Below are 11,329 nucleotides of genomic sequence, written 5' to 3'. Positions count from 1 at the left end.
CATGCCTGACCCTGGCCCGCGAACTCTGGAAGGGGACACATGAACGGTCTCGACTGGGCCGTGCTGATCGGCTACTTCGGAGTGATGGTCGCCATCGGCGTCTGGTCGCACAAGCGTGTGGACAACGTCTCCGACTTCTTCACGGCCGGCGGCAAGATGCCCTGGTGGCTCTCCGGCATCTCGCACCACATGTCGGGCTACAGCGCGGTGATGTTCACGGGATACGCGGGCATCGCCTACACCTACGGCGTCACCTCCTTCGTCACCTGGTCCTTCCCGATCGCGCTCGGCATCGCCATCGGCGCCAGGCTGTTCGCGCCGCGCATCAACCGGCTGCGGTCCCGGCTCCATGTGGCATCGCCGCTGGAATACCTGAAGAACCGCTACAACCTCTCCACCCAGCAGGCGCTCGCCTGGTCGGGCATGCTGCTGAAGATCGTGGACGTGGGCGCCAAGTGGGCCGCGATCGCGACCCTGTTGTCGGTGTTCACCGGGGTGTCGCTGAACCAGGGCATCCTCATCACCGGCGCGATCACCGCCGTCTACTGCACGATCGGCGGCCTGTGGGCGGACGCGCTGACCGAACTCGGCCAGTTCGTCATCCAGTTGGTGGCCGGCGTCTCGATGTTCGTCGCGGTCGTGCTGAAGCTGCACGACAAGGGCATCGGCTTCTTCGGCGCCTGGGACGAGCCCGCGCTGCACGGCCACGGCAAGCCGCTGGTCGGACCGTACGGCACGGTGTTCCTGCTCGCCTTCCTGTTCATCAAGCTCTTCGAGTACAACGGCGGCATGCTCAACCAGGCCCAGCGCTACATGGCGACGGGCAGCGCGCGGGAGGCCACGCGGTCGGCGCGGCTGTCGGCGGCGCTCTGGCTGGTGTGGCCGGTGGTGCTGTTCTTCCCCATGTGGGTGTCCCCGCTGCTGGTCCACGCGCAGAAGCCGGACGGCTCCGACTCGTACGGCCTGATGACCGAGCAGCTCCTGCCGCACGGGCTGCTGGGCCTGGTCATCGTCGGCTTCTTCTCCCACACCATGGCCATGTGCTCCTCCGACGCCAACGCGATCGCGGCCGTGTTCACCCGGGACGTGGCGCCGGTGCTGTCGTCGCGGGCACGGGCGTGGGGCGAGCGGTCGGGGCTGATCGCGGCCCGGGTGACGACCGTCGTCTTCCTCGGCCTGTCCATGGCGGTGGCGACCCAGGTCAACTCCCCCGCCTTCAAGGACATCATCACGGTCGTCATCAAGTGGGTGGCGGGTCTGATGGGGCCGATCGCGATCCCGATGATGCTGGGTCTGCTCCGCCCGTTCCGCCGCTCCGGCCCGACGGCGGCGCTCACCAGCTGGGCGGCGGGCCTGCTGGCCTTCTGGCTGGTGAACTACCCGATCAACTGGAAGGTCGACGGCGGAGTCCCGCTGCAGTACCAGGTCTCCATCCCGCTCGCGGTCTCCCTGGTGCTGTACATCCTGATCGGCCACCTGAAGCCGGAGGACACCCCGGAGCGGCTGGCGGTCATCGAGAAGGTCAACACGGACGGGGACGCGGCGATGGCCGTGCCGGTGCCCGCGAGCGCCGGGGACGACGTGGTGGGAGCGCCGTAGCGGTCGCCGGGACGGTTCAGGCCCGGGGGTAGCGGGCCAGCCAGCCCGGTGAGGACCCGGCGGGGCCGTGCAGGGCGGGGCCCTGGGTCATCTCCATCGCGAAGTCGTCGGCCAGTTCCAGGACGGTGGGGCGGCCCTCCAGCTCGGCGAGCCAGGCCGGCGGGAGGGCCGTCTCGCCGTGGAGGGCGCCGAGCAGGCCGCCGGTCAGGGCGCCCGCCGCGGCCGAGGGCCCGCTCTGGTTGACCGCCAGGCACAGGCCGTGGCGTACGTCCTCCCCCACCAGGGCGCAGTAGACGGAGGCGGCCAGCAGCCCGTCGGCGGTGCCGTCGCCGGCCAGCTCCTCCACCCGGCCCGGGCCGGGCAGGCCCTGCCGTACCGCGCCGAGCGCGTGCTGGAGGGCGTCGGCGACGGGCTGGTGGCCGGGGCGGGCGGCGAGCAGTGCGAGGGCCCGCTGCACGGCGGCGTCCAGGCTCTCGCCGCGGGCGAGGCCGTGCATGATGACGGCGTACGCGCCCGCCGACAGGTAGGCGATGGGGTGGCCGTGGGTCTGGGCCGCGCACTCCACGGCAAGCTGCGCCACGAGCTGGGGCTCCCAGCCGACGAGGAGGCCGAAGGGCGCCGAGCGGGCGACGGCCTCCGGGCCCAGCTCGCCGGGGTTCTTGGGGGCGTCCAGGGTGCCCATGGTCTCGTCGCCGAGGCCCAGGAGCAGGGACCGGGTCGGGTCCCGGCGGGCGTACAGCCACTCCTCGCGGGCCAGCCAGCCGTCGTCCTTGCGGCGCTCGTCCGGTCCCCAGTCCCGCTGGGTGGCCGCCCAGCGCAGATAGGCCCGGTGCAGATCGGTCGGCGGATGCCAGGCACCGGTGTCGCGGCGCACCTGGGCCCGTATGAGCCCGTCCACCGTGAAGAGGGTGAGCTGGGTGTGGTGGGTGACCGTGCCGCGCCGGCCGTGCCCGAAGGCGAGGTCGAGCAGTCCCTCCCCGCCGTACGCGGCACGGATCTCGTCCAGGTCGAGCGCGTCGGCGGGCCCGCCGAGCGCGTCGCCGACGGCCACGCCGAGCAGGGCGCCGCGCACCCGGCTGCGGAAGTCCTGCTGCTCGGCGCGGCCCCAGACGGCACCGGACGTCGCCTCCATGCAGGCCTCCTCGGCACCGTCCGTACGTACGACGCCCAGCACTGTAATCGACCGCGGACGGTCGGTTCACTGGGGCGAATCGGTCCCGCCCGGTCATTCCCGTACACCTGTGAGCGCCTCCACCCCGTCCAGGGCGGGCGGGCCGCGTGGACCCGGGCGCACTGACGGGTCGAGGGACATGAACTCGGCCTGAACCAGGTGGGATTCTGGCGCGATGCGCAGGGGAGAACTCGTCTCGCGACGGGGAGAATCCAGCCATGACCACCACCCCCACCACAGCAGCCACCGCAACCACGCGTACCTCCGGTACCGGTGCTCACCTGGCCGCCGGTGTCCTCACCGGCGTCGTCGCCCTCTACATCGCACTCGTCGCACTGGGGAACATCACCGACTTCGGGACCAACCAGCAGTTCGTACGGCATGTGCTGGCGATGGACACGACGTTCAAGGACGACAACCTGATGTGGCGGGCGATCACCAGCACGGCACTCCAGGACACCGCCTATGTGGCGATCATCGCGTGGGAGACGGTGGCGGCGCTGGTCCTGATAGCGGGCACGTACCTGTGGGCGCGCCGGGACCACGACCGGGCCCGGCGGTTCTCCGCCTACGGGCTGCTGATGCTCGTGCTGCTCTTCGGCGCCGGGTTCATCGCCATCGGCGGGGAGTGGTTCGCCATGTGGCAGTCCAAGACCTGGAACGGACTGGACGCGGCGACCCGGGTACTCGTGCTCAGCGGGGTCGCGCTGATCGTGAATCTTCTGCCGGGCGGACGGCGGGGCGACGCTAGCTGACGACGGTCACCTTGGCGCCCGTGTCCCCGAAGGACCACAGGGCGGCGCCGTCCTGCTTGTGCATGCGTATGCCGCCCAGCTTCTGGCCGTTGGCCGGCGGGGGCGAGGAACCGTCGAGGGCGTTGGAGAAGGCTATGTTCACGCCCTCCACCTTGGTGAAGTACATCACGTGCTCGATCTCGACACCGTCCGAGCCCTTGAGGGACTGGGTGCGCAGGGTGACCGAGTAGCGGCCGGGCTGCGGGCTCACCGTGCCCGGCCACACCGTGAACGTACGGGCCGCGAGGCCGGTCGCGTCGACCAGCCACACCCGCTTCTCGCCGACGGAGTAGACGATCCGGCGGCCCGACCCGGACCCGTCCGGCAGGGCGGGCGGGGCCGACGGCTTCGGGTCCGCGGACACGTGCGGGCGCGGCGACGCCGACGCGCTGGGCCCGGCCGCCGCGGCCGTGGGATGCGGCCCGTGCTCGGCCTGCACGCCAAGGGCGACGACGGCCGCGGTCGCCGCCACCGTCAGACCGGAGACCCAGGCCCACGAGGGCAGTCGGGCAGCCACGGGTACGCATCTCCTCCGCTATGGATCCCCTTGTCGGAACCGGGGTCGGATCATCGTACTCAGTCCGCTCTCAGTCCAGGACCGGCAGCAGGTCGGGCAGGTGGCCGTCGGAGGCCTCGGCCGCCCGCCGCCGCTCCGCGGGCACCTCGCCGTACAGGGTCGTGCGCGGCTTCGCCGGGCGCCCGGCCGCCTCCGCCACGGCGATCAGGTCGCGGACCGACTTGTACGAGCCGTAGGAGGAGCCCGCCATGCGGGAGATCGTCTCCTCCATGAGCGTGCCGCCCAGGTCGTTCGCGCCGGAGCGGAGCATCTCCGCGGCGCCCTCGGCGCCCAGTTTCACCCAGCTCGTCTGGATGTTGGGGATCCACGGGTGCAGCAGCAGCCGCGCCATCGCGGTCACCGCCCGGTTGTCCCGGGTGGAGGGGCCTGGCCGGGCGATGCCCGCCAGGTACACGGGCGCGTTCGTGTGGATGAACGGCAGGGTGACGAACTCCGTGAAACCGCCCGTCTCGCGCTGGATCCCGGCCAGGGTGCGCAGATGGCCGAGCCAGTGGCGGGGCTGGTCCACGTGGCCGTACATCATCGTGGAGGAGGACCGGATGCCCAGCTCGTGAGCCGTCGTGATCACCTCGGTCCAGGTGGCCGTGGGCAGCTTGCCCTTGGTGAGCACCCAGCGGACCTCGTCGTCCAGGATCTCCGCCGCCGTGCCGGGGATGGAGTCCAGGCCCGCCTCCTTGGCGGCGGCCAGCCACTCGCGGATCGGCATGCCCGTCCGGGTGGCGCCGTTGACCACCTCCATCGGCGAGAACGCGTGGACGTGCATCCCGGGGACGCGCTCCTTCACCGCCTTCGCGATGTCGAAGTAGGCCGTGCCCGGCAGGTCCGGGTGGATGCCGCCCTGCATGCACACCTCCACCGCGCCCACGTCCCACGCCTGCTGGGCCCGGTCGGCGACCTGCTCCAGGGAGAGCGTGTAGGCGTCGGCGTCGGTGCGGCGCTGGGCGAACGCGCAGAAGCGGCAGCCGGTGTAGCAGACGTTGGTGAAGTTGATGTTGCGGGTGACGATGTACGTGACGTCGTCGCCCACCGCCGACCTGCGCACGTCGTCGGCCACCCGGCACAGCGCGTCCAGCGCCGGGCCGTCCGCGTGGAGCAGGGCCAGGGCCTCGGCGTCGGACAGGCGGGTCGGGTCGTCGGCCGCCGTACGCAGCGCCTGCCGTACGTCGGTGTCGATGCGCTCCGGTGCCATGCCGGGCGCGGCCGCCTCGCGCAGCGCCTGCCAGTCGCCGTACACCTCGTCGAAGTCGGCACGCCGGTCGGCGGTACGGCCCTCGGTGTCGATGGCGGTGTGCAGGTCCGTGCGGCCGGTGGCGGTGAACGCCTCCTCCGGCTCCTGCCAGGGGCGCCCCTCGACCACCGCGGCCGGCCGTGCGAGTCCGGTCTCCGGGTCGGCGAGCGCACCGACGTGCGGGCGCAGCCGCGGGTCCAGCCAGGGTTCGCCGCGGCGGACGAACTCCGGGTAGACGCAGAGGCGCTCACGCAGTTCGAAGCCCGCGGCCCGGGACCTCGCGGCGAGTTCCTCGATCTGCGGCCAGGGACGCTCGGGGTTGACGTGGTCGATGGTCACGGGCGACACCCCGCCCCAGTCGTCGATGCCGGCGCCGATCAGCCGCTCGTACTCTCCCCCGGACTCCGTCTGGGAGGTGCCCCCATCGACGAGGTTGGGCGGGGCCTGCAGACTGGCCGAGGGGCCCATGATGTGCCGGGCCACCGCCACCGTGGCGACCAGGTCGTCGAGTTCGGCGTCCGGCATGCCGCGCATCGCCGTGTCCGGCTTGGCGCGGAAGTTCTGGATGATCAGTTCCTGGATGCCGTGGTAGGCCCGGGAGACCTTGCGCAGCGCGAAGAGGGACTCGGCGCGCTCCTCGTAGGTCTCGCCGATGCCGATCAGCAGGCCGGAGGTGAAGGGGACGGAGGAACGCCCCGCGTCCTCCAGCACCCTGAGCCGTACGGCCGGTTCCTTGTCCGGGGAGCCGAAGTGCGGGCCGCCGGGCTCGGACCAGAGCCGGGTGGCCGTCGTCTCCAGCATCATGCCCATCGAGGGGGCTACGGGCTTCAGGCGCTGGAAGTCCGTCCAGGTCATGACGCCCGGGTTGAGGTGGGGCAGCAGGCCGGTCTCCTCCAGGATGCGGATGGAGACGGCCCGTACGTAGGCGATGGTGTCGTCGTAGCCGTGCGCGTCCAGCCACTCGCGCGCCTCGGGCCAGCGGTCCTCGGGCTTGTCGCCGAGGGTGATGAGGGCTTCCTTGCAGCCGAGGGCGGCGCCCTTGCGGGCGATGTCCAGCACCTCGTCGGGGGACATGAACATCCCGTGGCCCGCGCGGCGCAGTTTGCCGGGGACGGTGACGAAGGTGCAGTAGTGGCACTTGTCGCGGCACAGCCGGGTGAGGGGGATGAAGACGCTCTTCGAGTAGGTGATGACGCCGGGGCGGCCGGCCGCCTCGAGGCCCGCGTCACGCACCCGGGCGGCGGACGCGGCGAGACCGGTGAGCGCCTCACCGCGCGCCTGGAGCAGCACCGCCGCCTCGGCGACATCGAGGGCGACACCGTCCCGGGCACGTTTGAGGGCGCGACGCATGGAGTTCTCGGTGGGGCCGGTTCCGGAGGTCGCGGAAGTCGTCATCCCTTGAGCATACGTTCGGGGTGATCAACGCGCCGGGCCCGCTGCCCGTGCCCGGAGCGCGTTCGCCAACCCCGTATTTCCCGGCGCTACTTGATCCGGCCGTCGACCGGCCGTCCGCGCCGGGCAACGCCGGGCGGACCACGCCGGGCGAGGTCCGGGGGCCGAAGCCGTTCATCCGGACCAACGCCGTCATCGCGGACGTGCGGACCGCCGCCTTCGCGCTGACCGCCGCCGTTCCCGCCCTGCCGGCCCACGCCGAAAACGCGCACTCGACGCCCGCGACCGCCGTCCGGATCGCCGGCTTCGCCGTCCCGTGGCCCTGCCGGGCTCGCGTGCGGTGAAGTCGAAGAACTGGGTGCCGTCGCCGCCGATGAGGCCGCCGCCGCCCTCCTCCTCTTCCCGCTTGCCCCGGTACTTCACCACGTGCCCGTCCGGCCGGGGTTCGGCCGGGTACCGGTTCTGCCCGAGCGCGGGGTTCGCGGGCACCTTCAGGGTGAACTCGTCCCCGGCGTCCACCGTGACGGCACGCTTCTGCGTGCCGTACTCGTCGGCTCCCCCCGAGGAACCGCAGCCGGTCAGGACGAGGACCCCGGCCGCGGCCAGACGGGTCAGTGCGGTGCACATGTTCACGGGTGCTCAGTCCTGCTGGATGTCGCGGTCGACATTGCCCTTGTGCGCGGCCGAGTACCGGTCGTCCGCGGCGGCGCTGAGGTCCCCCGTTGCGATGGTTCATGGCCGCGGGGGAGGCTGACGGGCGACATACGCGGGAAAGTCCAGGTGTCACAGGGCCCGCACGGGGCCGGCACAGCATCCGTGCGGGCGGCCTCGAGGGGCCCGAGAGAGCGGAAGATCCATGGACATGTCAGACCGTGCGGACCTCAAGCAGCGCGTCGTCACCCGGTTCCAGCGACATCTCGCCAATCCGCTCAACCGGCGCCTGCCCTTCCAGACCCTCCTGGAGACCACCGGCCGCAGGAGCGGTGAGGCCCGGCGGACGCCGGTGGGCGGGCGCCGGGTCGGGGAGTCCTTCTGGATCGTCTCGGAGTTCGGCTACAAGTCGCAGTACGTGCGCAACATCCAGGCCGACCCGCGGGTCCGCGTCCGCGTCGCCGGCCGCTGGCACCACGGCACGGCCCATCTGCTGCCCGACGACGACGCCGTGGCCCGGCTGCGCTCCCTGCCCCGCCTCAACAGTGCGGCGGTACGGGCGTTCGGCACGGATCTGCTGACGGTACGGGTGGACCTGGCGGACTGAGCGAGCCCACCCCGGCCGCACGGTCAACCAAAGGAACGGTCCTCCATCTGAGGAGACTGTGTGCAGACCATGTGGACCCAGGCGTACCGGTCTGTGATCGGCGTCTCCCGCTGCTGACGCAACCGCCCCGAACAAGGCAAACTGACGGGGTTGTTCGGGATGACAGGTCCTAGGGGGTCGGACGCATGGACGGTGGGCCGCGAGTGCCTGAGCAGCGGCGTCCCGGCTCCGCGGCCGTCGCGGAACCGGAGGCGACGCGCTTCGGGGTACTCGGTCCGGTGCGGGCCTGGCGCGGCGCGGAGACGCTGAACACCGGCTCACCTCAGCAGCGCGCCCTGCTGGCCGCCCTGCTGCTGCGCGAGGGCCGTACGGCGACGGCGGCGGAACTGATCGACGCGCTCTGGAGCACCGAGCCACCGTCCCAGGCGCTGGCGGCGGTACGCACGTACGCCTCCCGCCTGCGCAAGGTCCTCGGCCCCGGCGTCCTGGTGAGCGAGTCGGGCGGTTACGCGGTGCGGGGCCTCGGCGAGGGCGCGCTGGATCTGGCGGTGGCGCAGGAGCTCGCGACGGAGGCGGACAAGGCGCGCGGTACCGGGGACCTGAGGCATGCGCGGGAGGCACTGGGCCGCGCCCTGGCCCTGTGGGACGGCGAGCCGCTGGCCGGTGTCCCCGGACCGTACGCGGAGGCGCAGCGGGTACGCCTGGAGGAGTGGCGGCTGCAGCTCCTGGAGTCCCGGCTGGACATGGACCTGGAGCAGGGCTGCCACGCCGAGGCGGTCTCGGAACTGACCGCCCTCACGGCGGCGCACCCGCTGCGTGAGCGCCTGCGCGAGCTCCTGATGCTGGCCCTGTACCGCAGCGGCCGCCAGGCGGAGGCCCTCGCGGTGTACGCGGACACCCGCCGGCTGCTCGACGAGGAACTGGGCGTCGAACCGCGCCCGGGCCTGCGGGAACTCCAGCAGCGCATCCTCCACGCGGACCCGGCCCTGGCCGAGCCGTCCGCCCCGGTCGCGGAGCCCGCGGTGGTGGCGGTCCGGCCGGCACAACTCCCCGCTTCGGTTCCGGACTTCACCGGCCGCGCGTCCTTCGTGGACGAGCTGAGCGAGGTACTGGCCTCCGCGTCCGAGGCGGAGGGCAGCGTGATGGCCGTCTCGGCACTGGCCGGGATCGGCGGCGTGGGCAAGACGACGCTGGCGGTGCACGTGGCCCACCGGGCGCGCTCCGCCTTCCCCGACGGCCAGTTGTACGTGGACCTGCAGGGCGCCGGCCCGCGCGCCGCGGAACCGGAGACGGTGCTGGGCTCCTTCCTGCGGGCCCTGGGCACGGCGGACTCGGCGATCCCGGACAGCATGGAGGAGCGGGCGGCCCTGTACCGCTCGGTGCTCGACGGCCGCCGTGTCCTGGTCCTGCTGGACAACGCGAAGGACGCGGCCCAGGTGCGGCCCCTGCTGCCGGGCACGGAGGGCTGCGCGGCCCTCGTCACCTCCCGGGTGCGGATGGTGGATCTGGCCGGTGCCCATCTCGTGGACCTGGACGTCATGTCCCCCGACGAGGCCCTGGCCCTCTTCACGAAGATCGTCGGCGATGAGCGGGTGGCGGCGGAGCGGAAGGCCGCGCTGGACGTGGTCGCGGCGTGCGGCTTCCTGCCCCTGGCGATCCGCATCGCCGCGTCCCGCCTGGCGGCGCGCCGCACCTGGACGGTCTCGGTACTCGCCGCGAAGCTCGCGGACGAGCGGCGCCGTCTGGACGAGCTCCAGGCGGGCGACCTGGCGGTCAAGGCCACGTTCGAGCTGGGCTACGGCCAGCTGGAGCCGGCCCAGGCCCGGGCGTTCCGCCTGCTGGGCCTCGCCGACGGCCCGGACATGTCGCTGGCGGCGGCGGCAGCGGTCCTCGACCTCCCGCTGGAGGAGACGGAGGACCTGCTGGAGTCCCTGGTCGACACGTCGCTCGTGGAGTCCGCGGCCCCCGGCCGCTACCGCTTCCACGACCTGGTCCGCCTCTACGCCCGCGCCTGCGCGGAGCGGGACGAGCAGCCGCCGAGCGGGCGGGCGGCGGCGATGTCGCGGCTGCTGGACTTCTATCTGGCTACGGCGGCACGGGTTTACGCCATAGAGCGGCCGGGTGATCGCACTGTTGATCACCTCGAGGTGACCAGCCGGGCGGGCCAGCACTTCAGCGACGACGGGAAGGCACTGGACTGGCTGCACGCCGAGGCCGCGAGCCTTCTCGCATGCGTTCAGCAGTCCCTTGAGGCAGGGACACTGAGGCGGGGGGTCGATCTCCTGCTGGCCTCCAAGGATCTGGCGGAGTCCGGGGCCAGTTCACTCGCCTACGAGGCCGCGACCCGGGCGGCACGCGACGCCGCCGACGCCCTGGGCGACGCACACGCGGCGGGCCGTGCCCGGGTCACCCTCACCCAGGTGCTCATCAAGGCCGGGCTCTTCGAGGAGGCCACCGAGCTGGCCCAGGAGGCTCTGGCTTTCGGTGAGGCCGCGGACGATCCCTGGACTTGCGGGAACGCGCCCAACGAGTTGGGCATCATCGCCATCTGCAAGAACGAGCATGCCGTCGGCGAGGCTCATCTGCTCAAGGCCATAGAGGCCTTCCGTGCGGACCGCAACCGTCCCGGGGAGGCCAGTGCACTGTGCAACCTCTCGCGCGTCCTCGTCTCCATGGACCGCGCACTGGCAGGCATCGAACTCGTTCAGCAGGGCATCGCCATCTACGACGAACTGGGCCTGACGGTACGGCTCGCCAACGCGAGGTACGCCCTGGGCATCGCCCTGAGCCACGCCGGTCGGACGACCGAGGCTCTGGAACAATTCGCCGAGGCGCTGAGCATCTTCATCGAGAACCGGCAGCGGCTCTGGGAAGGGACCACCCACTTCCGGATCGCCCAGGTGCACCTGACCTGCCGCAGGTCGGCACCGGCAGCCCAGCACGCCGAGCAGGCCCTCAGCACCGGCTGCATCGGCGGTGACTGGATGCGCGCCAACGTACTGACGCTCCTGGGCCGGTCCCTGGACGGTCTGGGGCAGGTCGACCGCGCGCGGGCCTGCTGGCAAGAGGCGCTCAGTATCCACGAGTTGTCGGGCGCTGCCGAGGCGGCTGAGCTGCGGCATCTCCTCGATCCCGTCGCGGCGGCCTGACACGGCACCGGAGCGTTCAGCAAACGTTTATGGCCGACTGCCAACCTCAGTACGTCGAAGCCGTCGCGTCGGGGGGCAGGCGGCTCGGCGTGGGCCCCACGGATAAGGTGATCGGCCCCAGGAACGCTCGCCCGGCGACTACGGGGGAGTTGCCGAGCGAG

At 72.1% G+C, this 11,329-nt stretch carries 8 protein-coding genes; 4 read left to right on the top strand and 4 right to left on the bottom strand.

Annotation, left to right across the window (positions count from 1 at the left end; genetic code table 11):
- Window positions 1–39: 39 nt before the first annotated feature.
- Window positions 40–1,599, top strand: a complete 1,560-nt coding sequence (locus ACFVVO_RS13685) for a sodium:solute symporter family protein (protein ID WP_390054555.1) — start codon at window positions 40–42, stop codon at window positions 1,597–1,599.
- A 16-nt stretch (window positions 1,600–1,615) separates the two neighbouring features.
- Here the strand turns inward: ACFVVO_RS13685 and ACFVVO_RS13680 are convergent, their stop codons facing one another.
- The gene (locus tag ACFVVO_RS13680; protein WP_390054554.1) at window positions 1,616–2,731 is read right to left on the bottom strand and encodes an ADP-ribosylglycohydrolase family protein; all 1,116 of its coding nucleotides are present in this window, start codon (window positions 2,729–2,731) and stop codon (window positions 1,616–1,618) included.
- A 257-nt stretch (window positions 2,732–2,988) separates the two neighbouring features.
- Between ACFVVO_RS13680 and ACFVVO_RS13675 the strand changes: the two genes are divergently transcribed.
- Window positions 2,989–3,525 carry a DUF2165 domain-containing protein gene (locus tag ACFVVO_RS13675; protein ID WP_390054552.1) on the top strand — a complete coding sequence of 179 codons (537 nt, stop codon included), beginning with the start codon at window positions 2,989–2,991 and terminating at the stop codon, window positions 3,523–3,525.
- On the opposite strand, the gene ACFVVO_RS13670 is transcribed toward ACFVVO_RS13675, so the two are convergent.
- The 3 genes from ACFVVO_RS13670 to ACFVVO_RS13660 form a co-directional block, all read right to left on the bottom strand.
- Window positions 3,518–4,081, bottom strand: coding sequence for a hypothetical protein (locus tag ACFVVO_RS13670; RefSeq protein WP_390054550.1), 564 nt, complete (start codon window positions 4,079–4,081; stop codon window positions 3,518–3,520). The genes ACFVVO_RS13675 and ACFVVO_RS13670 overlap by 8 nt on opposite strands.
- 70 nt (window positions 4,082–4,151) lie before the next feature.
- Window positions 4,152–6,764: a bifunctional FO biosynthesis protein CofGH gene (locus ACFVVO_RS13665; RefSeq protein ID WP_390054548.1), complete on the bottom strand. Its 2,613-nt coding sequence runs from the start codon at window positions 6,762–6,764 to the stop codon at window positions 4,152–4,154.
- Window positions 6,765–6,953: 189 nt separating this feature from the next.
- Window positions 6,954–7,394 carry a hypothetical protein gene (locus ACFVVO_RS13660; RefSeq protein WP_390054546.1) on the bottom strand — a complete coding sequence of 147 codons (441 nt, stop codon included), beginning with the start codon at window positions 7,392–7,394 and terminating at the stop codon, window positions 6,954–6,956.
- A 229-nt stretch (window positions 7,395–7,623) separates the two neighbouring features.
- On the opposite strand from ACFVVO_RS13660, the gene ACFVVO_RS13655 reads away from it, so the two are divergent.
- Window positions 7,624–8,019 (top strand): nitroreductase family deazaflavin-dependent oxidoreductase, encoded by a 396-nt coding sequence (locus ACFVVO_RS13655; RefSeq protein ID WP_390054544.1) that lies wholly within the window; start codon window positions 7,624–7,626, stop codon window positions 8,017–8,019.
- Between the two features lie 185 nt (window positions 8,020–8,204).
- A complete protein-coding gene (locus ACFVVO_RS13650) occupies window positions 8,205–11,168 on the top strand; it encodes a BTAD domain-containing putative transcriptional regulator (protein WP_390054542.1) in 2,964 nt (987 codons plus the stop codon).
- Window positions 11,169–11,329: the final 161 nt, after the last annotated feature.

The organism is Streptomyces sp. NPDC058145 (genome assembly GCF_042884245.1).
In the GTDB taxonomy this organism is placed as follows: Bacteria; Actinomycetota; Actinomycetes; order Streptomycetales; family Streptomycetaceae; genus Streptomyces.
This window is presented reverse-complemented; position numbering and strand designations above follow the sequence as displayed.

What these genes read in the sequence shown, in the direction of transcription:
- ACFVVO_RS13685 (WP_390054555.1), top strand. Translation starts at nt 40, where the DNA reads ATGAACGGTCTCGACTGGGCCGTGCTGATCGGCTACTTCGGAGTGATG.
- ACFVVO_RS13680 (WP_390054554.1), bottom strand. Translation starts at nt 2,731, where the DNA reads ATGGAGGCGACGTCCGGTGCCGTCTGGGGCCGCGCCGAGCAGCAGGAC.
- ACFVVO_RS13675 (WP_390054552.1), top strand. Translation starts at nt 2,989, where the DNA reads ATGACCACCACCCCCACCACAGCAGCCACCGCAACCACGCGTACCTCC.
- ACFVVO_RS13665 (WP_390054548.1), bottom strand. Translation starts at nt 6,764, where the DNA reads ATGACGACTTCCGCGACCTCCGGAACCGGCCCCACCGAGAACTCCATG.
- ACFVVO_RS13655 (WP_390054544.1), top strand. Translation starts at nt 7,624, where the DNA reads ATGTCAGACCGTGCGGACCTCAAGCAGCGCGTCGTCACCCGGTTCCAG.
- ACFVVO_RS13650 (WP_390054542.1), top strand. Translation starts at nt 8,205, where the DNA reads ATGGACGGTGGGCCGCGAGTGCCTGAGCAGCGGCGTCCCGGCTCCGCG.